The sequence below is a fragment of the Oceanobacillus sp. CF4.6 genome (genome assembly GCF_051262635.1).
Lineage (GTDB): Bacteria > Bacillota > Bacilli > Bacillales > Amphibacillaceae > Oceanobacillus.
In genome coordinates this window covers 89,566-110,565 of the sequence record NZ_JBIMEX010000008.1, presented here as the reverse complement: position 1 = coordinate 110,565, position 21,000 = coordinate 89,566, and the positions used below count along the sequence as shown (strand labels likewise).

Below are 21,000 nucleotides of genomic sequence, written 5' to 3'. Positions count from 1 at the left end.
TTATCCCTCCTTTCAAGTCAGAAATAATGTTATATTTTAACTCGCTTCAAGCGAAGTGAGTTCGTAACAACACTAACAGAACTTAATGCCATTGCTGCCCCAGCAATCCATGGAGCAAGAAGACCTAGAGCTGCAATTGGAATTCCGGCCGTATTGTAACCAAAAGCCCAGAATAAATTTTGGCGGATATTCTTAATGGTTGCATGACTGATTTTAATTGCTTTTGGTAGGAGCAATAACTCTCCACCTAGAATCGTAACATCAGCTGCCTCAATTGCGACTTCAGTACCTGTTCCAATTGCGATACCAATATCGGCAGTCGCAAGTGCAGGGGCGTCATTAACTCCATCACCAACCATAGCTACTTTCTTACCTTTATTCTGAATTTCTTTTATTTTATCTGCTTTTCCTTCAGGCAATACTTGAGCAATTACTTGATCTATTCCAACCTGCTTTGCAATCGCTTGTGCAGTTCTTTCATTATCACCTGTTAACATGATTACTTCCAGACCTTGCTCTTTCAATTGTCTGATTGCTTCCGGTGCAGATTCTTTAATTGTATCAGCTACTGCAACCGAACCACGATATGTTCCATCAACAGCAATCATCATTGCTGTTTTACCAGTTAATTCAAAATCAATTAACTCTTGTTCAACGTCAGTAATGTTTACCTGATTATCATTCATTAATTTCCGATTTCCGACAACTATCTTATTCCCTGAAATCGTTGCTTCAATACCATGTCCAGGTATCGCAGTGAAACTCGCCACTTCTACTAATTCAATATCTTGCTCTGTTGCATAAGCAACGATTGCTTCTGCAAGTGGATGCTCAGAGCCTTTTTCTGCACTAGCAAGTAATTTTAATGTTTCATTGTCGCCTGTAAAGTCAGTAACCTCAGGTTTTCCTTTTGTAATCGTTCCCGTTTTATCCAGGACAATCGAATTTATTGCATGCGTACGCTCCAGATGCTCGCCACCTTTGAACAAAATCCCGCTCTCTGCGGCTCTTCCGGTGCCAACCATGATTGAAGTTGGTGTTGCAAGACCCAGTGCACATGGACATGCAATGACTAGCACAGCAATCGATGCGATAAGAGCCGTTTCAAAATCACCTGGCTGCACAAAGATAATCCAAACAGCAAAAGTTATTATCGCAATTCCAACGACAATCGGAACAAAATATCCAGATATGACATCTGCCAAACGCTGAATTGGAGCTTTTGACCCTTGAGCATCTTCTACTGCTTTTACAATCGATGCAAGTGCTGTGTCTTTACCGACTTTTGTCGCTTCCATTTCAATCGATCCATTCTTATTGATTGTTGAACCAATAACGGTTGCTTTTAGGTCTTTTTCAATTGGGATCGATTCACCAGTAATCATGGATTCATCCACAGCTGTTCTACCCTTAACAACAATACCATCTACTGGTATTTTCTCCCCTGGCTTTACAACGATGCGATCACCAACAATCACATCTTCAATTGGAATCATCGCCTCTTCGCCATTTCTTATAACTCGAGCTTGTTTTGCTTGTAAATGAAGCAATTTGGAAATAGCAACTGTTGTTTGACTTTTTGCCCGCGTTTCCAGATATTTTCCGAATAAAATTAATGTAATCAAAATGGCACTCGTTTCAAAATAAAGATGTGGCATGTAAGGCGGGTTGCCTATGGTTTTAAATGCTTCATATAAACTGTAGAAATATGCTGCACTAGTTCCAAGGGCAACGAGGACATCCATATTCGCTCCCCCATTACGCAAGTTTTTATAAGCACCAACATAGAACTGCCAACCAATAACGAATTGGACTGGCGTTGCTAAGGCAAATTGGAACCATGGATTCATGAATATATCGGGGATTTGCATACCAAATAAATGAACCAACATCGTTAATAATAATGGTAAAGATAAGATGGCCGAAGCAATCAGTTTTCTTTCCATATTCTTAAGTTGCTTTTCTTTATGTGTTTTCTTCTCTTCCTTGTCTATCTTTGGTTCTGCATGATACCCAATTTTTTCAATTCTACCGAGAATTTCAGATACTTCAATCATGCCAGGGTTGTATTCAATGACAGCACTCTCCGTAGCCAAGTTAACATTCGCAAGCTTGACACCTTCCTGCTTATTCAATACCTTCTCAATGCGTGTTGAACATGCAGCACAAGTCATTCCAAAAACATCCAGCTCCGCTTTCTCATTAAGAACGCCGTAGCCAATTTTTTCTATTTTCCCTGTAATTTTATCCATCGATGTTTTAGCTGGATCATAATCGACAGTTGCCTTTTCCGTCGTAAGATTTACTTGAGCTTCAACACCATCCATTTTATTTAACACTTTCTCAATTCTATTTGAGCAAGCGGCACAGGTCATTCCCGTTACACCAAGTGTTGTATGTTTTGCATCACTCATCTGAATCACTCCCTTACTTTGAAAACTGTTTCATAACATCCATCAATTCATCGATGGCTTCATTGCCTTCACCGGATTTTACTGCATCACTGACACAATGTTTCACATGTCGTTCTGCTACTTCAAATCCCACATTTTTCATTGCGGCATTTATTGCACTAATTTGCACTAAAATATCTACACAATAACGGTCTTCCTCAACCATTTTTTGAATGCCACGAACTTGCCCTTCTATCCGCTTCAAGCGGTTAACGACAGCTTGTTTCTCATCCTTCGTTCGGGGTGTTGTCGGGTGGTCATGTAAAAATTTATCCATATATTCACTTCCTTTTGTTTATACTTATACTATACCCCCCTAATGTATAATAGTCAAGAATTATTCAGTAGCTCTGAAAATAAGAAAGTAAATGTATAAGTGCCTCACTTAATGTAATTACTCAACTTTCGGAGGGTGAAATGAACAAATAAGCCTTGATAGAATTAGTGGGGGCTAGAGATACACTGCTCAAGTTGACTCTGGATTAACTCTTTGTGCTGAGCAGTCCGGATACATCCAGAATCCAAAGCTCTTTTCATTAAATTTGGTGCTTTTATCATCGAGTTTTATATAAACTGCGAAGTAACTGCTTTTCCCGCCGTCCGGGATCACTCTGGGCGGATGCTTTCCGCGGGCACGGCCTCAGCCTCCTCGAGAATCCCACTCTGCGGGGTCTTCGGACACGTGCTTTTCCCGCAGGAGTCACCGCCCGCCGTTCACCCGGACTGGTGAAGTTTTATAATGCTATTTCAGCTACGCTAGTATAGTAATTATTAGCAACCTTCTAACCAGCTCTGGGAAATACACGGAGACTTCTGCGGGAGGAAAGGCATAGGTGAGACTCTGAAATGCGTCAGCATGAAGAGGCTCACCAGCCGCCCGCGAAAAGCGCAGTGTATTTCCCAGAGCGGTCGCCGAAGTTCCTTATACTAGTTCGTAGTTTTTCTCAACTCTACGATGATTAAAAAGCAATAAACATTACGAAAACAACCTTATTTGTACCCGGGTTTGCAAGGGGATTATTAGCAACTTTCTAAGTTTAGCCCAGTTATTGTTTGAACTTATATGTATAAAATCAATGACGTGTTGTGACCAAATCACTAAAGAATCTGTTAAAATTGGTTTAGTTCAAATACACCCCGGGAACATATAACTGTATAACTATAATAGACAATTTATTCAGGAGGTTTTATAAATGTCCCATGAACAACATCAGGAGTTAATTCAAACTTTACATTCGTGTATGACAGCATGTAACCATTGTTTCGATGCGTGTCTAAAAGAAGAAGATGTTAAGATGATGTCGGAGTGTATTCGTTTGGATAGAGAGTGTGCGGATATTTGTACCTATCTGGAACAGGCTCTTTCCAGAAACACACCATTTGTTGCTGAATTAGCGTCTGTATGCGCTACAATCTGCGAGGCATGTGGAAATGAATGCAACAAGCATGCACATGATCATTGTCAAAAATGTGCGGAAGCATGCTTTAAGTGTGCAGAGGCATGTAAAAATGTAGCTTCATAAACGCTGCTTATTAATAAGTTGTTCTAATAGGGTTTGAATACTTCTCTATGGAGCAACTTTTTTGCATAATTTAAATATCAATTCTATCTTAAGTATTATCCTAAAATTTGGGTAGATTATTAATCAGTCGATTTGAAAGGAGTTTTATTAATGAAAAGCAATAGATTAGCAATAGGTCTAGTATCAATAGTTTCTATTTTTCTCTTATCAGCATGTACTGGCGGAACGGAAGACACGAATCTAGAAGAAAATACGGATTTGAATACGGAGCAAGAAACGGAGGACGGTGTGGATGAAGGTATGGAAGGTGACCATTCGGGTATGAATCATTCCGGTTCAGGAGATGTTCCCGAAGGTCTTGAAGAAGCTTCAAATCCCACCTATGAAGTTGGAAGTCAAGCGATTATAGAGGCAGATCATATGGAAGGTATGCAGGGAACTGAAGCAACTATTACAGCTGCCTATGATACTACCGCCTATACTGTTTCTTATACCCCTACAACCGGCGGAGATAGCGTGGAAAACCATAAATGGGTCGTTCATGAAGAAATGGAAGATGCAGGAGATCAGCCTTTAGAAACAGGGGAAGAAGTTACTTTAAATGCAAACCATATGGAAGGCATGGAAGGTGCAAAAGCTGAAATTGATTCAGCTGAGGAAACAACGGTCTATATGGTGGATTATACCTCAACAACAGGGGAAGAAGTGACGAATCACAAATGGCTTACGGAAAGTGAATTAGCCCCAGTTGAATAGTTTCACGATAAAAGGACGACTTTGATTTTAATATCAAAGAAGTCCTCTATGTCTTCCTGAGATTCTCTATCTACTTCGAACAAGTAAATTAACTGCTTCATTAATTACCGATTCTGCACTTTCTCCATTTGCTTGTTCTTCTCGAATGCATTGTTCTAAATTTTTACTCACAATTAATGCGGAAGTTCGATCAAGGGCACTTTTGGCTGCTGATAACTGAGTAACAACTTCTTTACAATCTTTTTCTTCCTCCATCATTTTTAATACGCCTCTAATTTGTCCTTCAATTCGTTTCATTCGATTCATTACTTTTTCATCATAATTCAAAATAATACATCTCCTTCATTTTTTAAAAGCATTAGCTGCAATAACAAGTGTATTGGGGATTTCATTAAAGTGTTGTCTTAAAATTGGAATGAAAATATAAAAGTGTCCGTTTTTAGTTAATCGTTCCACTTGAAGTCGTCAAAAGCCACTTCCTTTAATCGAAGTGGCTTTTCTATTATATCAAATATTATTGGTATCACATATTATTTCTCTTTTTTGGACAGAGCAATCGCCTTTTTGAAGTCTTTTAATGAACCGGAACGTCCATAAATTAAGACGCCTCCACTATAAACTTTAGCACCTACATAGGCAAGCAATGCTATCGTACCTATCAGTATGCCAATGGATAAGGCTACTTCCCAAATTGGAATATCGAGCATACCAACGCGTAAAAACATAATCATCGGTGTAAAAAATGGGATAAATGAAGTTACTTGTATAAATGTAGAATTCGGCATATTTAAACCGAACATTGCAATAAAGAATGCAACCATTATAAGCATAATCATTGGTCCTAAAAGTTGATTGACGTCCTCAATCCGACTAACGAGTGATCCTAGCATCGCAGCCAATGTTGCGTATAGTAGATATCCTAGAATAAAAAATACAATTGCATAAATAAAAATAGTAGGCGAGGTGTCCTGGAAACCAAATGAACTAAAGAATTCTCCGTTAAATTCATCTTGTTTGGAGACGATTAACCCATATCCAACAGCAATAAACAGTCCTACTTGTGTTAACCCAACGAATGCTACCCCAATAATTTTTGCAAACATATGCGTGACAGGGGATGCACTTGAAATCAGTATTTCCATAACTCTTGAAGACTTTTCGGTAGCAACATCTGTCGCAATCATTTGCCCATAAATGATAACTGCCATATATAGTACAAACAGCATAATATAAACAATGCCTCTAGCTTGGCTAAGTTCTTCAGAAGTTTTTGCAGATTCATCCAACGCCACTGTTTCAAATGGGATTGGGGCGTAAATATCGGCAATCGTTGCCTGATCAATTCCTGATTGTTGTGTTGCAATAACAATCTTCAACTGTTGAAGATGTTGTTCGAATACTGTTTTAGTCCCTGACTCTGCAATATTATTTGCGTAGTATGTAGCTTCCGGGATTTGTTCTTCATTCATAGTTAGTACCACAAGTGCTTTATATTCCTCATTTTGAACCGCTGATTGCGCTTCATCTACGGCTCCATCAAAGGGGACTAATTCCACATCTACATCCGCTGCAGCAAAACTTTCCTGCAAAGATTCCACATAGGTACCAGATTCATCTATAATTGCCACTTCTTCTGTGCTATCATCTGAAAATAGTTCAATGACACTTTGAAAATTCGCAAGACCAATAAGTACAAGCAGCATAATTGCAGTACTGATCACAAACGATTTTGTCTTTACCTTTGTGAGATAAGTATGCGACAGAATAATCCAAAATTTATTCATAAGATGCACCTACCTTCTCAATAAAAATATCGTTCAATGACGGTTCCTCCAAATCAAATTTACGGATAAAACCCTGACCTTGTAATGCGGAAAAAATCTTTTGTGAGATTTCTTCATTTTCGATTTGCAATTCGCATCCCTGTGTTATTTTTTTATATTGTACAACTCCTGGGAAGTTCTCTAAAAAATCAAATGAATGATCCCCATGAACGACAAGATTCTTTCTGCCAAATGTTTGTTTTATGTCTTTCAATGAACCTTGAACAACTGGTTTTCCTTTGTGTAAAATACATAGATGCTCACATAACTCTTCAACATGTTCCATTCGGTGTGATGAAAACACAATCGAGGTACCCTGCATTTTTAAATCTACGACAGCTGCTTTTAACATTTCAACATTAATTGGGTCTAGGCCAGAAAATGGTTCATCTAAAATCAACAATTTTGGTTTATGGATAACTGCAGTGATAAATTGAATTTTTTGTTGATTCCCTTTTGACAGTTCATCCACTTTTTTGTCTATGTATTCTGGTACTTTAAAACGTTCAAGCCAGCTTTCAAGCTCTATATTGACCTCTTGCTTTTTCATCCCCCGCAGTTTCCCGAGATAAATTAACTGATCCCTTACCGTTAACTTCGGATATAACCCTCTTTCTTCTGGGAGATAACCAATTAAATGGCTCTTATCGTAATTAATCGATTCCCCTTTCCACGAAATCTCACCTTCTGTTTTATCCAACAAACCAAGGATCATACGGAAGGTAGTTGTCTTCCCTGCACCATTTCCGCCTAAAAAACCAAACATTTCCTTCTCAGGAATTTCAAGTGAAAGTCGATTAACTGCTATGTGTTCATCAAATCGTTTTGTAACTTGTTTTAATATTAATGTCAATATTCTCTCTCCCCTTTCCTGTATATACTACGATGAAAATAGGTAATAGTTTCATAATTTTTATTCACTTCTGTTAAAATTTAAACTATAATGGAAGTGCGCCTAATTAAGCGGTTACATAAGATAGGAGGGAAGCTTATGAGAACATATGCATTAACCGTTTTTGAATCGTCTGGAGAAAAACTACTTGATGAATCTTTTACAGCATCAACCGATGACGATGCCAAAAAAATCGGAACAGACCTTTTGAACGAAAAGGGTTACACAGAACATACGCATCGATGCGTAAATCAAGAAGCAAAGCTTGTACTTTTTCATAGATGATTCGGAAAGCAGAGGAAAAACGTAAATCCCGCAGAATTGAATTCTGCGGGATTCTTATGTACTCATTTAGTTAGCTTCTTCTGTACTTCCGTAAAGTTCTTCCAACGGTTTCGTTATAATACGGCTAATATCATTAATTACAGTGTTCAAGCGTTGTTCTTCCTCCATTAATTTAGCAATATCCTGATGCTCCTGGACTGCTTCAACAACGGTACGCGCTTTTTCGACTTCTTCTTCGCTAATTTCGAGCCCTTGCATTTGCTTTTCCTGTAACTCCATTTGTGTATCGCGGAAACTTTCAAACATTTCCTTGGCACTTGGATCATTCATAACTGTTTCGTATGCTGTTTTTAAGTTTTGAAACTCTTCGCTTTCACGAATAGCTGTTTCTAAATTATATGCACTATCATAAATATTAGGCATGAAATTCCCTCCTTATATTATTTCTATGGTTACTATAACAGAGGAAAAGACTCATGTATAGTTTCAGGTACAAAGACAAAATGAAGAACAAATATTTTTTGAACTCTTTATCCTGCTATAATTGTATTAGATCTGACAAAAAGGAGTTTTCTGCATGCAAAAAATGCTTAAAAATGTATTTTCCACTTTTTTAATTTATGATAATAATTCACGTCCTGTACCCGACGACTATCAATGGTTTCTAACAGCTACAAATGAAATTATCGGCATACATAAAAATGAATTAAGTAAAAAGGATACAGCTATCTTGTCTGCGTTTTTAACACCTTATAACTTAAATATACCTAAGCCAACAAAACAGGAACTTTTATGGAAAGAGCGAATTCAAACTTCACCCGCCAGTGACATACCTGATCAAGGTTTCCGCTTTATCTATTTTTCCTATAAGAAAAACCAAATAGAAGCCGATATCTTTAAAGCTACCATACAGGAATTCTTTTCCTGGTCTGTATCTATTCTATGGGAAAATGAGAATGAAGGAATCATTATTGAACAACAGGAAGATCACTTGGAAGAAAATATATCCTACGCACAGATAAGTGACACACTGATGAGTGATTTGTTTGTAAATACCAAATTTTTTGTTGGTCCTTTTCTAAACCAATTCACTGGGTTACGTCAGCATCATGCATCGCTGTTGCAGTCAGCACAAACTGCTTTTACATATACGGACAAATCCGTTGTAACGTATGTGGATGCCATTCCCTTAGACTTGGTAAAAAATACAACTCCCTACCATCGAGAACAAATTAGTAGCCTCATTTTGCAAGAATTTAAAAACGATGAGGACTTCCTCCAAACGATTCGAACGTTTATCCAATGCAATCTAAATATCTCAGTTACAGCTAAAAAATTATATATGCATCGCAATAGTCTTCAATATAGAATCGATAAGTTTCATGAGAAAACTGGAATTGATCTGAGACAGTTTGACCAGGCTGTTACGGTTTATCTTGCACTACTATCCAATATGCACATAACTTGAGCCTATCTTTGTGCATCTTTGCCATTTCATAACCGATATCTATTCGGTACAATAAGGTTAATAAAACGTTTACATTTGGAGGGAATATAGAATGGCTGAATTACGGTTAGAACATATTCAAAAATCATATGATAAAAATATTGTTGCAGTAAATGACTTTAATTTACATGTTAAGGATAAAGAATTTATTGTTTTTGTTGGACCTTCTGGTTGTGGTAAATCAACCACGTTAAGAATGATTGCAGGGTTGGAAGAAATTACGGATGGTGAATTCTATATTGATGACAAGTTGATGAATGATGTTGCACCGAAAGACCGTGATATTGCGATGGTATTCCAAAACTATGCATTATATCCACATATGAATGTATACGATAACATGGCATTTGGATTAAAGCTTCGTAAGTTTAAAAAGGATGAAATTGAACAACGTGTTAACAATGCAGCAAACATTCTCGGTTTGGAAGCGTATCTTGATCGTAAGCCAAAAGCACTCTCTGGTGGTCAACGTCAGCGTGTTGCTCTTGGACGAGCTATCGTTCGTGATGCAAAAGTATTCTTGATGGATGAACCTTTATCCAACCTTGATGCAAAATTACGGGTACAAATGCGTGCGGAAATTCAAAAACTTCATCAGCGGTTACAAACAACTACTGTTTATGTAACACATGACCAGACAGAAGCGATGACAATGGCAACACGATTGGTAGTTATGAAAGACGGTATTATTCAACAAGTTGGAGCACCAAAGGATGTCTACGATAATCCGGATAATGTTTTCGTTGGTGGATTTATCGGATCGCCTTCTATGAACTTCTTTACTGGTACATTAACAGATGGTTATTTTGTTGTTGGTGATTCGAAGTTAAAAGTTCCAGAAGGTAAGTTAAAAACACTTCGTCAAAAAAATAATATAGGAAAAGAAGTAATACTCGGAGTTCGTCCAGAAGATATTCATGATGAACTTATATTTATTGAATCGACCCCTGATACTAAAATTACTGCTTCCATAGAAGTTGCTGAATTAATGGGTGCTGAGTCAATCTTATACTCCAAGTTAGATTCTCAAGACTTTGTTGCAAGAGTCGATTCACGGACAGATATCAAAGGTGGAGATACCATTGAACTTGCGATCGATATGAATAAAGTACATTTCTTTGATTCAGAAACTGAACTTCGAATAAGATAACGGGTGAAGGGAAGCGAGCTCTGCTTCTCTTTTTTTCGTGTATTGCCGCAACAGCCAAATGCCGCTTCCCTAGCTTCACGCTTCTGAGACCATATGTAAGGGAGGGAAGCCTCAAAAGACTTCCCTCCAGCCATATTATTTAGAAGTTTTGTCCATTCATTTGTTGTTGAGCAGTTTGTACAAGACGTTTCGTAATCTCCCCACCTACAGAACCATTCGCACGTGAAGTTGTGTCTGCTCCAAGATTAACACCAAATTCTTGAGCAATTTCATATTTCATTTGATCAAGCGCTTGTTGTACTCCAGGAACAAGTAGTTGATTTGAGTTGTTGTTAGCCATATTTATCACCTCCTGTAACTCTATTGTCTGCACTTTAAAAAAACTTATCACAAGATTTTGCTGGTAAATTGTAGGATGAATTCCAATTTAACAAAAAATAGAGCACGCTGTTTTTAGACAATGTGCTCTATCCCACTTCTTATTTTGGAAATGTCATTTCTTTCGGATTAACATATTCATCAAATTCTTCTTCAGTCAACAATCCAAGCTCAAGAGCAGTCTCTTTTAATGTTGAATTGTCATTAAATGCCTTTTTAGCTATTTTTGCTGCATTTTCATATCCAATGTGAGGGTTTAATGCTGTAACAAGCATTAAAGAATCATTTAAATATTTTTCAATTTGTTCATGATTTGGCTCGATACCTACTGCACATCGTTCATCAAACGAAAGTATACTATCTGCTAATAGTTGACTGGACTGAAGAAAGTTAAATGCAATAACAGGTTTAAATACATTCAGTTCAAAATTCCCTTGACTTGCGGCAAATCCAATCGTTGCATCATTCCCCATAACCTGTGCTGCGACCATTGTCACTGCTTCACTTTGGGTTGGGTTAACTTTTCCTGGCATAATGGAACTTCCAGGTTCGTTTGCCGGGATTGTAATTTCACCAATTCCGCAACGCGGCCCACTTGCCAGCCAGCGTACATCATTGGCAATCTTCATCATATCGGCCGCCAATGCTTTTAGCGCTCCATGAGCATACACTGTCTCATCATGACTTGTTAATGCATGAAATTTATTTGGTGCAGAAATGAATTTTTTCCCAGTGTATTCACTGATCGCTTCACATACCCGTTCAGAAAACTCGGGATGTGCATTTAATCCTGTTCCAACTGCTGTACCACCAATAGCAAGTTCTCTTAAATGATTTGTACTTTCATTAATCATCAATTCAGATTTTTCCAGCATACGGTGCCATCCGCTAATCTCCTGACCGAGTGTTATTGGGGTTGCATCCTGTAAATGGGTTCTCCCTATTTTAACTATATCTGAGAATGCTTGTACTTTCTCATTTAGGGTCCTTTTTAATTGCTGTATTGCAGGGATTACTGTATCTTCCAATTTTATGACAGATGCTACATGCATTGCTGTAGGATATGTATCATTGGAGCTTTGTGATTTGTTAACATCATCATTTGGATGAAGGATTAGTTCGCTTTTCTTTTCTTCAAGCCACTTGTTACCGACAAAAGCCAATACTTCATTTACGTTCATATTTGATTGCGTGCCACTACCTGTTTGCCAAACAACGAGAGGAAAATGTTCATTCAATTTATCTTCTAGCACTTGATCTACAGCATAATAAATTGCTTCCGCCTTTTCACTTTCCAGCAGCCCTAAATCACTGTTAGCCTTTGCTGCACTGCGCTTTAATATTGCAAACGCTTTTATTATTTCAGTTGGCATTTTTTCATTACCGATTGGGAAATTCTGTTTACTTCTTTGCGTTTGTGCCCCCCAATATTTGTCAGATGGTACATTAATTTCCCCTATCGTATCTCTTTCGACACGAAAATCCATGTTAATTCCTCCCTCGTTATGTATAATAATTGTTGAAACCTACTCTATTGTATCAAATTTTCCAAATAAAATAATACTTATAATACTTATCTTTTAAAACTTTTGCCCGTATACTCGGAAAATGGCAGATATATGTAGGTGACACAAAATTGTACTACAATCTTTGCCAATCAAAGGATTTTTTTAAGTATAATGGGTGAAGAACTATTTTAAGATAGGAAGACTGATTACAGCAGAGGTCTTTCTGGCAATATAGATTTTGGTACGCGTAGAAAGGAGGATTTCTCTATGCCGAATATATGGACCCATATTTTATTTTGTGAAGATGTTATAGATGCGGTAAACCGTCCTTATCCTTTTTCACAATACGAACCATACATGAAGTTAGGTGCTCAGGGTCCTGACCCCTTTTTCTATTATAATTTTTGGCCTTGGATTAAAGATGAGCCTGTACATGAAGTCGGAATGGCGCTCCATACGAAGCGGTGTGGTGAATTTTTAATCGATATGATTATTAATTCCAAGGAGCAATGTAGTGAGGTAAAAGCTTATGTTACTGGTTTTGTCACACATCACATATTAGACCGTAATACCCATCCTTATATCCATTATCGTGCAGGTTATGAAGGAAGTAATCATCAAAAGTTAGAAATACTTATTGATACACGCATGATGGAAAAATATCACAAGCTAAAAACTTGGAAGTCCTCCGTTTATAAAGAAATAGATGTTGGAAAATCGTTGAATAAAGAAGTGAATATATTACTAGCTCAAACAATTAATAAATATTATCCGGAACTTGGCAGCTCTTCTTCGGAATATATTCAAAAGGCGTACAGAGATATGAAGCTTGCACTTAAAATACTCGCCGACCCGTATGGATGGAAAAATCTAGTGTTAGGATCGATGATCTCATCTTATTCTCATCGACCAATAAAAGATGATATTGATTATTTGAATCTGAATCATACAACTTGGCATCATCCAGCAACAAATGAGCCTTCCAATAAAAGTTTTATTGAACTCTATAATAGAGCTCGGGGAGAAAGCATTGAAATTTTGATGGAGTTACAGAATTATTGGGAGAACAAGAATGATTATTCTTTGCAGAGACTAATTGATCTGATTGATCATATTTCATATGATACTGGAAAGCCATTGGAGCTCGGTCTTGAAAATATATATAGTGATCCAATCGTATAAAAAAAACAGAGTGCATAGGCACTCTGTTTTTAATTAGAGATTGTTCAAAAAGTAACGTATGACACACTTTTATTTTGGTTTTACCTCCACTTTTCCTTTTGGATCGGAAAGTCGTTCTGCATCCCGTATCCCCTGATCAATATCCACAAATCGGAGTAAAAAGATACCGATTATAAAGAAGAAAACTAGTGAAATAATTCCTAATCTGCTATTTCCTGTAATCTGACCAATGAATGCAAACATAAAAGGACCGATTACTGCTGCAAATTTAGAGGAAATCCCATAAAACCCAAAGAATTCTGCATGTTTGTTGGCAGGAACCATACGTCCATAAATAGACCTGCTCAAGGATTGCGCCCCACCCTGAACCATTCCAACACAGATTGCTAAAATATAAAAATGAAGGGATGAATTCATAAAGTATCCAAGTATAACGATACCTAGATAGACAAAAAGAGTTATATTCAATGCTTTCTTTGCTGTGATAATAGAGGCAAGCCAGCCAAAGAAAAATGTAAATGGAATACCAACGAACTGTGTGATTAATAGTGCAATAATTAAATCATTCTGAGCTATTCCTATCTCACTTCCATAGATAGTCGCCATACGAATAATCGTGGATATACCGTCATTATATAGCCAAAATGCCAATAGGAAGATAAGTAGTTGTTTATATTGCTTAATCTCTTTAAATGTATTTCCTACCCTGGAGAAACCAATTGCAATATACGATTGATCCCGCTTAACAAGCGATTTTTTTTCTTCTTTTATATTCTTTATTAATGGTATGGAAAAAAGGAGCCACCAAACGCCAACGGTTGCAAATGATACACGACTTGCCATAGCTGTATCTGCAAGCCCAAACCAACCTGGGTTCAATATCATTAATACATTAATGGAGAGCAAGATTCCTCCACCAATATAGCCGAAAGCAAAACCACCGGATGAAACGCGATCCATTTCATCCTTATCTGCAATCTCAGGTAGGAAGCCATCATAAAAAATATTGGCTCCTGAGAAACCGATTGAACCAACAATAAATAAGACCGAAGCTAATATATAATCTCCTTCACCTACAAAAAATAAAAGGACACTGGCAATAATACCCATAAATGCAAAAAATTGGAGAAACTTCTTCTTTGCTGCAGAGAAATCACTGATAGCCCCTAATATGGGAGCCAATACAGCGACAATCAGTACGGAAATCGATTGTGAGTAACCCCAATAACTTGTTGCAAGACCATCTTCCAGTCCCGATGCTGCAACACTTGAATAGTAAACTGGTAACACTGCTGCCATAATTGTTGTCGCAAATGCTGAGTTTCCAAAGTCATAAAGCATCCAGCTCCGTTGAATTTTCTTTTTATTTTCCATTGTACGATCCCCCTTATTTTCTCAGCATAGCAAACAAGGAACAAACGGCACATCATAAATCCGAAATTTTACAAAAAATACATAAAAAGTTCTGCTTCTACCCCAAGTACTACTGAAAATAATAAGATATAAAAAATAATATCATTCTGTCTATGTATTAACGTATTTTTTGTGTCCACATTTTATCCGCCAAAGTTATGTATCATTCCTTCTATTCGCAATAAAAAAGCCCCACCACATGAAGGTAAGGCTTATTAAACCGTTTCTATTCCCAAATAAAATGCTTGTATTCGTTACTTAATTTAATAAAGTTTTCTTTATTTCCTTTTTCTATCGATCCATTTATATCTTCTTCTAATCTTTTCTTATTCCAGTTAAAGCAAAGCTCATCTAAAATCAAGCGAGCAAAGAGTCTCAATTCATAAGGAATTTCACGTTTAGCTTGCAATCTTTCACCTTGATAGCGACAAAATCTGTAAACTATTTTCTCCTTTTTCACGGAACACGCCCCCTTTGTTCCCTTTTTATCATTATCCTAAATTTTTAGAATAATTGCAACCTAAATTTTAAGATTTAAATGGAATGTTTTCCCTAAGCAAAATAACTTACTAGCCCACAATACATGTTCACTAATGCTTGAATGTTTCTCTAGACCCACCTAGCACACCTCTGATACACTGTTAAAGTTACATGTTCCCTCTTATAAAAGATACAAATCCAGCTTTTTAAAGATATGGACAGCTTATAAGTTTCGCCGTTTTTGAACAACCTCTAAAGGAATAGAAATACATAAAGCAATGAAACATGGAGGAAAAGGAATGAATCATTCAGACAATCTGAAAAAAGGGGAAAAAGGTGCTTGGCTAAGCATTATCGCTTACATTGTACTTGCAATTACCAAGCTGTATATCGCTGGCACAGGTAATTCAGAGGCATTAAGGGCAGATGGTTTAAACAATTCAACCGATGTGATTGCTTCTGTCGCCGTTTTGATCGGTCTAAAAATATCAAGAAAGCCTCCGGATGAAGTACATCGTTATGGACATTACCGGGCAGAAACCATTGCTTCTCTATTTGCAGCCTTTATTATGATGTTTATCGGTGTACAAGTAATATTCGATACGTTTCAAAACTTGTTTATTACTGAAGTCCCTCAGCCTGACATGCTGACTGCCTGGACTGCTCTCGGTTCAGCGGTCGTTATGCTACTGGTTTACCGCTATAATTTTAAACTTGCAAAAAAAATTAAAAGCAGTTCCCTGAATGCTGCAGCACAGGATAACCGCTCAGATGCACTGGTAAGTATCGGCGTTTTTATTGGAATTATTGGAGCACAATTTGGGGTTTTCTGGCTTGACGCCCTAGCAGGACTAATTGTCGGTCTCATTATTTGTAAAACTGCTTGGGATATTTTTAAAGATTCCACCATTACTTTGACAGACGGATTTGATGAAGAACAGCTGAAAGGAATTAAAAGTAGTATTACTAAAGATAAAGATGTTAAAGAAGTTGTTGATGTTAAAGGAAGAATACACGGTAATCAGGCATTAATAGAAATCACCATACTTGTTGATCCAAACCTGAATGTCGCAGAAAGTCATCAAATCACGGAGAGAATTGAATATTACCTTGATAAAAAACATGATATTACACATGCACATATTCATATTGAACCGTATGAAGGGAAACAGGCTTAACGTATTTAACGTTAAGCCTGTTTATAACAATAAAAAGTAAACTGTAAATATGGCTCCAATAACAACCAATACAACATTTAACCCTGCTGTCGCCAGAACAATAGCTACAAGTCCACCAAGCATGCCTATATGCGGTTCATCCGGTTTCACGGATAATATGCCAGGAAATATAAGTGCCCCTAATGCGGCAAACGGAATGGCATTCAACCACCTGTTTACCCAAGGGCGGAACTGCATCTTCTCAATAATGAAAGCAGGAACAACCCTTGGCAGCATGGTTACGATTGACATACCAATTATAATTAAAATAATCATGCCGGTTCCTCCTTAAGTAAATATATTCCGCTCATACCACCAATGATGGTCCCAACCACGATTGCCCATCCGGTGCTCATTCCGAGTTGAATACATAAAGCATTAATCAGCATGGCAAATAGAGCAATTACAGCGATCCTTTTATCCTTTTTAACGGAAGGTAGTAATAAACCTATAAACATGGCATACAGTGCGATTCCCATGCTTTGACTCAGTCTGTCTGGGATAACATCCCCTAAAACGCCACCTAGGAAAGAACCGAAAATCCAGGATACGTATGCAATGATTAAAATTGTCCCATAAAAAAGTGCACCCTTTTCCATTTTTGCTTCGTCCTTATTTACGGACGAGACTGCAAATGATTCATCCGTTAAACCAAATGACAAAGGAATTTTCCATTTTAAACTAAAATTCCTAAGCTGATTCATAAATGAAAGACTCATGACAAAATGGCGGAAATTAAGTACAAACGTTGCAATAATTATCTCAAGCGCACCTGTACCAACAGCAATCATATTAACGGCCATAAACTGACTCGCTCCGGCAAAAACCAAAACACTCATCAATGTTAATTCAGTTAATGACATTCCTGCTTGTTTTGCCAATACTCCATATGTAATTGCTACAGGCAAGTAACCGAGCATGATTGGCAAGCCGGTGAAGATTCCTTTTTTAATCATATGTATCGAAGCAGATGTATGAATTTCTTCTCGGTTTGTCACAATTTCTGAAAATCCTCCTTTAGTAAAATACTCTTATTATAACTGAATTTTTTGCAAAGTTGAAGTCTCTCTAATGAGAAATATATGTTATTGACAAATAAAGAATCAACGATGTATAGTCAATACTATCATAATCAAATAGTTTAGATATCCGGGATTAAAGTAGATTATATCCATGCAGAAACTAGAGACAAAGTGGTTGGTGCAAGCTTTGGCAGGTAATGATTGAATTACAGATCCGAATATGTTTGTTTTGTACGGACGTATTATAAATGGATTATTACATTGAGAGGGTGAATTTATTTCACCAATCAGGGTGGTAACGCGGAGTACGCTTCGTCCCTTTTTTAGGGGCGGAGCTTTTATTAATTTTAGAGGAGGAAACATCATGATTCCCATTAAACCAAAACATCTTCCTTCATTTATCGAAGCAGTATTATTCTTTGTTTTCATCATTGGTCTCATCAGTTATTTTATTATCGGATTGGAGACAGTACCGCATATACCGATATTACTTGGGATTTTTTCCTTAGTTGCCTACGGGTTAATAAAACGGATCTCTTTTAAAAGTTTGCAAGAAGCAATGATTTCAGGGGCAAGTGCAGGAATGGGCGCGATATTCCTATTCTTTCTGATTGGAATACTCATCAGTAGCTGGATTATTAGCGGAACTATTCCTGCTTTAATTAATACTGGTTTTTCAGTAATAGGTGGAACATGGTTTTACGCAATTGTGTTTGCTGTTACTGCGATAATCGGAGTAGCTCTGGGAAGTTCGTTAACGACGACCGCAACTATTGGGGTTGCGTTTATAGGTATGGCAGGTGCAATGGATTCTTCGCTCGCAATTACAGCTGGAGCAATTGTCTCAGGAGCCTTTTTCGGTGATAAAATGTCTCCTCTATCCGATACGACTAATCTTGCCTCTACGATCGTTGGCGTGGATTTATTTGACCATATTAAACATATTAGTTTAACGACAATTCCGGCATTTATTGTTTCCTTTATATTATTTGTTATTTTATCACCAGAACAGTCCACATCCTTAAATAATGTGGAAGCATACCAAACAGCACTATTGTCTGCTGGGCTTATACACTGGGCTTCCTGGATCCCGTTAATCATTTTAGTTTTCTGTACTCTATTTAAAGTTCCTGCCTTTATTGCCTTAACTGTCAGCAGTTTAATTGCTACTGTATCTGCAGTTTTCACAACGAATCTGAACTGGTCTGAGATCTGGACCATCTGGTTTAATGGCTATACCGGCACAACTGACTTTGCCCCCGTTAATGAATTATTAACGAAAGGTGGCATCAACAGTATGTTATTTACGATATCTCTCGTCATATTAGCTTTAAGCTTTGGAGGGCTATTGTTTGTTACCGGAATACTTCCAAGCATCCTTACAGCTTTACAGGAAAAATTACGTAACACCCGCTCGATTATTCTTTCCACCGCCGCAACAGCAATTGGTGTGAATGTTCTAATCGGAGAACAATATTTATCTATTTTGCTAACAGGTGAAACATTCAAGGGAATATATGAAAAAGCAGGTCTCACTAAAAAAGCCCTTTCTAGAACATTAGAAGACGCCGGAACAGTCATTAATCCACTTATACCATGGAGTGTCTGCGGTGTATTTATCGCAAATGTATTAGGTGTTTCTGTTCTTGAGTATTTGCCATTCGCATTCTTCTGCCTGATTAGCCCGTTGATAACTATCCTATTTGGTGCAAACACAGCAAGAGTGAATAGATGATACGTGAAGAGAACCAAGAGGAAATATTCCTCTTGGTTCTCTTTTTGATGGAGGTGATAGGCGGGACTCATTCCCCTTCTCCTCTATCCATTCATATAACTTCCATTAACTTCTTTAAACCTTCGAGCAATCGTGGAGATGGTCTGCAGAAGAGTGATTCTTCGAGTACGTGAATATTTCCATTTTGAACTGCCTTCATTTCATTCCAGCCAGGGCGCTTGATGACTAATTCGGGTCTCATTTTCGCTTCTTTGATTCCGACCCAGACCATGCAAATGTGATCGGGATTTCTTGCTTTGACATCTTCCCAATCCGTTTGATAGCTTGCTACGTTTTCGGTTGCAAAAATATTTTCTGCTCCCGCTAGTTCACTGATTTCTGTAAGCCAATTCACTTTTCCTGGAGTGAATACCGGTTTAGGCCACCATTCCCAGTATAAAGAAGGACGAGTATTCCTATCCGAAGCAATTTCCTTCAGATGGGCTACCTCTTTAAGAAACCCTTCCGATTTTTCCTTCCCCAACTGTACAAGGTTCAGTGCTTCTCCTACAGTTTTAATATCATGAGCTATCTCTTCTAATGAATTAGGATTTAATATAATGTATGGCAGACCCCTTTCATCCAGGGCCTCAATATTTTTTTCCATACCTGGGACGCTTAAGGACGCTAGAACAAGATCCGGTTGTAGCTCCTCCACCTTTTCCATATCAATGGAAAGATCCGGACCAACTTTCGGCAAGCTCCATATGGAAGTCGGCCAATCTGAGAAATCGTCAACACCAACGAGTACATCCAACTGATCTAAATAAGCCAAAATTTCCGTGTTGCTCGGACAAATAGATACAACGCGCATTGCTATCCTCTCCTTTACCCAAGTTTACGATTCATTATTTATCTTGATCGGTTAAAATTAGCGGACCTTCTTTTGTGACAACAATTTGATGTTCAAACTGTGCGGAGCGTCCTTGATCAATCGTTCTTGCTGTCCAGCCATTGTCATCCATTTGGCTTTCCCATGTTCCTTCATTAATCATCGGTTCAATTGTAATGACCATGCCCTCTTTCAGGCGCAAACCTTTATTCGGTAATCCAAAATGTGGTACATGCGGTTCTTCATGAATGGTTGGTCCTATTCCATGTCCTGTAAAATCCCGAACAACAGAGAAGCCTTCCCCTTCCGCATAGGTTTGGATTGCATGACCAATATCTCCGATTCGACTACCTAATTGAGCTTGCTCAATTCCTTTGTAGAGAGCTGCTTTTGTGACATCCATCAATCGTTTGCCTACTGAATCCACATTGCCTACTGCATACGTCCAGGCAGAATCGGCCAATCCTCCATGAAGGTTGACGACCATATCAATCGTTACAATATCTCCATCCTTTAATTTTTCTTCTGTTGGAAAGCCATGGCATATTTCATCATTAACAGATGCACAAATGGCAAAAGGATAACCACTATATCCCTTTTGTTCAGGAGTCGCACCACGGTCAGCCATAAATTTTTCTGCAAAGGTATCAATTTCCAGTGTTGTTATTCCAGGTTTTATCATTTTAGCGATTTGCTTATGACACGCAACAAGAACTTCACTTGCTGCCTGCATTTGTTCAATTTCACGTTTGCTTTTTCTTGTAATCATAGATTAACTTCCTCTCTTCTATGGGACATTAAAATG

At 37.8% G+C, this 21,000-nt stretch carries 22 protein-coding genes; 8 read left to right on the top strand and 14 right to left on the bottom strand.

The window, feature by feature from the left end; translation table 11 throughout:
- Window positions 1-29 precede the first annotated feature (29 nt).
- Both ACHABU_RS13325 and ACHABU_RS13320 read right to left on the bottom strand, forming a co-directional pair.
- A complete protein-coding gene (locus ACHABU_RS13325; protein WP_435765388.1) occupies window positions 30-2,414 on the bottom strand; it encodes a heavy metal translocating P-type ATPase in 2,385 nt (794 codons plus the stop codon).
- 13 nt (window positions 2,415-2,427) lie between these two features.
- A complete protein-coding gene (locus ACHABU_RS13320) occupies window positions 2,428-2,730 on the bottom strand; it encodes a metal-sensing transcriptional repressor (protein ID WP_435765387.1) in 303 nt (100 codons plus the stop codon).
- A 916-nt stretch (window positions 2,731-3,646) separates the two neighbouring features.
- On the opposite strand from ACHABU_RS13320, the gene ACHABU_RS13315 reads away from it, so the two are divergent.
- Window positions 3,647-3,976: a four-helix bundle copper-binding protein gene (locus tag ACHABU_RS13315; RefSeq protein WP_435765386.1), complete on the top strand. Its 330-nt coding sequence runs from the start codon at window positions 3,647-3,649 to the stop codon at window positions 3,974-3,976.
- Window positions 3,977-4,126: 150 nt separating this feature from the next.
- Window positions 4,127-4,732 (top strand): YdhK family protein, encoded by a 606-nt coding sequence (locus ACHABU_RS13310; RefSeq protein ID WP_435765385.1) that lies wholly within the window; start codon window positions 4,127-4,129, stop codon window positions 4,730-4,732.
- 66 nt (window positions 4,733-4,798) lie between these two features.
- On the opposite strand, the gene ACHABU_RS13305 is transcribed toward ACHABU_RS13310, so the two are convergent.
- The 3 genes from ACHABU_RS13305 to ACHABU_RS13295 all read right to left on the bottom strand — a co-directional run bounded on the left by ACHABU_RS13305 (window position 4,799) and on the right by ACHABU_RS13295 (window position 7,408).
- Window positions 4,799-5,059, bottom strand: coding sequence for a metal-sensitive transcriptional regulator (locus ACHABU_RS13305; protein WP_379497027.1), 261 nt, complete (start codon window positions 5,057-5,059; stop codon window positions 4,799-4,801).
- Between the two features lie 203 nt (window positions 5,060-5,262).
- A complete protein-coding gene (locus ACHABU_RS13300; protein WP_435765384.1) occupies window positions 5,263-6,516 on the bottom strand; it encodes an ABC transporter permease in 1,254 nt (417 codons plus the stop codon).
- On the bottom strand, window positions 6,509-7,408 hold the full coding sequence (locus ACHABU_RS13295; protein ID WP_435765383.1) for an ABC transporter ATP-binding protein: 900 nt from the start codon (window positions 7,406-7,408) through the stop codon (window positions 6,509-6,511). Before ACHABU_RS13295 ends, ACHABU_RS13300 begins: the two co-directional genes overlap by 8 nt.
- Window positions 7,409-7,546: 138 nt before the next feature.
- Here ACHABU_RS13295 and ACHABU_RS13290 point away from each other — a divergent pair, with 138 nt between their 5' ends.
- The gene (locus ACHABU_RS13290; protein ID WP_435765382.1) at window positions 7,547-7,732 is read left to right on the top strand and encodes a YhzD family protein; all 186 of its coding nucleotides are present in this window, start codon (window positions 7,547-7,549) and stop codon (window positions 7,730-7,732) included.
- 66 nt (window positions 7,733-7,798) lie between these two features.
- Here ACHABU_RS13290 and ACHABU_RS13285 read toward each other — a convergent pair whose 3' ends face one another.
- Complete coding sequence (locus tag ACHABU_RS13285; RefSeq protein ID WP_435765381.1) at window positions 7,799-8,155, bottom strand: YlbF family regulator; 357 nt, start codon at window positions 8,153-8,155, stop codon at window positions 7,799-7,801.
- A 154-nt stretch (window positions 8,156-8,309) separates the two neighbouring features.
- Here ACHABU_RS13285 and ACHABU_RS13280 point away from each other — a divergent pair, with 154 nt between their 5' ends.
- Both ACHABU_RS13280 and ACHABU_RS13275 read left to right on the top strand, forming a co-directional pair.
- Window positions 8,310-9,200: a PucR family transcriptional regulator gene (locus tag ACHABU_RS13280; RefSeq protein ID WP_435765380.1), complete on the top strand. Its 891-nt coding sequence runs from the start codon at window positions 8,310-8,312 to the stop codon at window positions 9,198-9,200.
- Between the two features lie 91 nt (window positions 9,201-9,291).
- Window positions 9,292-10,389 carry an ABC transporter ATP-binding protein gene (locus ACHABU_RS13275; RefSeq protein ID WP_435765379.1) on the top strand — a complete coding sequence of 366 codons (1,098 nt, stop codon included), beginning with the start codon at window positions 9,292-9,294 and terminating at the stop codon, window positions 10,387-10,389.
- A gap of 139 nt (window positions 10,390-10,528) precedes the next feature.
- Here ACHABU_RS13275 and ACHABU_RS13270 read toward each other — a convergent pair whose 3' ends face one another.
- Window positions 10,529-10,729, bottom strand: a complete 201-nt coding sequence (locus tag ACHABU_RS13270; protein WP_379497034.1) for a small, acid-soluble spore protein, alpha/beta type — start codon at window positions 10,727-10,729, stop codon at window positions 10,529-10,531.
- Between the two features lie 139 nt (window positions 10,730-10,868).
- The gene (fumC, locus tag ACHABU_RS13265) at window positions 10,869-12,254 is read right to left on the bottom strand and encodes a class II fumarate hydratase (RefSeq protein ID WP_435765378.1); all 1,386 of its coding nucleotides are present in this window, start codon (window positions 12,252-12,254) and stop codon (window positions 10,869-10,871) included.
- A gap of 288 nt (window positions 12,255-12,542) precedes the next feature.
- On the opposite strand from fumC, the gene ACHABU_RS13260 reads away from it, so the two are divergent.
- Window positions 12,543-13,457: a zinc dependent phospholipase C family protein gene (locus tag ACHABU_RS13260; RefSeq protein ID WP_435765377.1), complete on the top strand. Its 915-nt coding sequence runs from the start codon at window positions 12,543-12,545 to the stop codon at window positions 13,455-13,457.
- A 69-nt stretch (window positions 13,458-13,526) separates the two neighbouring features.
- Here the strand turns inward: ACHABU_RS13260 and ACHABU_RS13255 are convergent, their stop codons facing one another.
- Both ACHABU_RS13255 and ACHABU_RS13250 read right to left on the bottom strand, forming a co-directional pair.
- Window positions 13,527-14,831, bottom strand: coding sequence for an MFS transporter (locus ACHABU_RS13255; protein WP_435765376.1), 1,305 nt, complete (start codon window positions 14,829-14,831; stop codon window positions 13,527-13,529).
- Between the two features lie 265 nt (window positions 14,832-15,096).
- Window positions 15,097-15,330, bottom strand: a complete 234-nt coding sequence (locus ACHABU_RS13250; protein WP_435765375.1) for an IDEAL domain-containing protein — start codon at window positions 15,328-15,330, stop codon at window positions 15,097-15,099.
- Window positions 15,331-15,649: 319 nt separating this feature from the next.
- On the opposite strand from ACHABU_RS13250, the gene ACHABU_RS13245 reads away from it, so the two are divergent.
- Window positions 15,650-16,528 carry a cation diffusion facilitator family transporter gene (locus ACHABU_RS13245; RefSeq protein WP_435765374.1) on the top strand — a complete coding sequence of 293 codons (879 nt, stop codon included), beginning with the start codon at window positions 15,650-15,652 and terminating at the stop codon, window positions 16,526-16,528.
- Between the two features lie 21 nt (window positions 16,529-16,549).
- Here ACHABU_RS13245 and ACHABU_RS13240 read toward each other — a convergent pair whose 3' ends face one another.
- Both ACHABU_RS13240 and ACHABU_RS13235 read right to left on the bottom strand, forming a co-directional pair.
- Window positions 16,550-16,843, bottom strand: a complete 294-nt coding sequence (locus tag ACHABU_RS13240) for an AzlD domain-containing protein (RefSeq protein ID WP_435765373.1) — start codon at window positions 16,841-16,843, stop codon at window positions 16,550-16,552.
- Window positions 16,840-17,523, bottom strand: a complete 684-nt coding sequence (locus ACHABU_RS13235; protein WP_435765465.1) for an AzlC family ABC transporter permease — start codon at window positions 17,521-17,523, stop codon at window positions 16,840-16,842. Before ACHABU_RS13235 ends, ACHABU_RS13240 begins: the two co-directional genes overlap by 4 nt.
- Before the next feature lie 430 nt (window positions 17,524-17,953).
- Here ACHABU_RS13235 and nhaC point away from each other — a divergent pair, with 430 nt between their 5' ends.
- Window positions 17,954-19,324 (top strand): Na+/H+ antiporter NhaC, encoded by a 1,371-nt coding sequence (gene nhaC / locus ACHABU_RS13230; RefSeq protein ID WP_435765372.1) that lies wholly within the window; start codon window positions 17,954-17,956, stop codon window positions 19,322-19,324.
- A gap of 91 nt (window positions 19,325-19,415) precedes the next feature.
- Here the strand turns inward: nhaC and ACHABU_RS13225 are convergent, their stop codons facing one another.
- Both ACHABU_RS13225 and map read right to left on the bottom strand, forming a co-directional pair.
- A complete protein-coding gene (locus ACHABU_RS13225) occupies window positions 19,416-20,177 on the bottom strand; it encodes a cobalamin-binding protein (protein ID WP_435765371.1) in 762 nt (253 codons plus the stop codon).
- Between the two features lie 34 nt (window positions 20,178-20,211).
- A complete protein-coding gene (gene map, locus ACHABU_RS13220; RefSeq protein WP_435765370.1) occupies window positions 20,212-20,964 on the bottom strand; it encodes a type I methionyl aminopeptidase in 753 nt (250 codons plus the stop codon).
- Window positions 20,965-21,000: the final 36 nt, after the last annotated feature.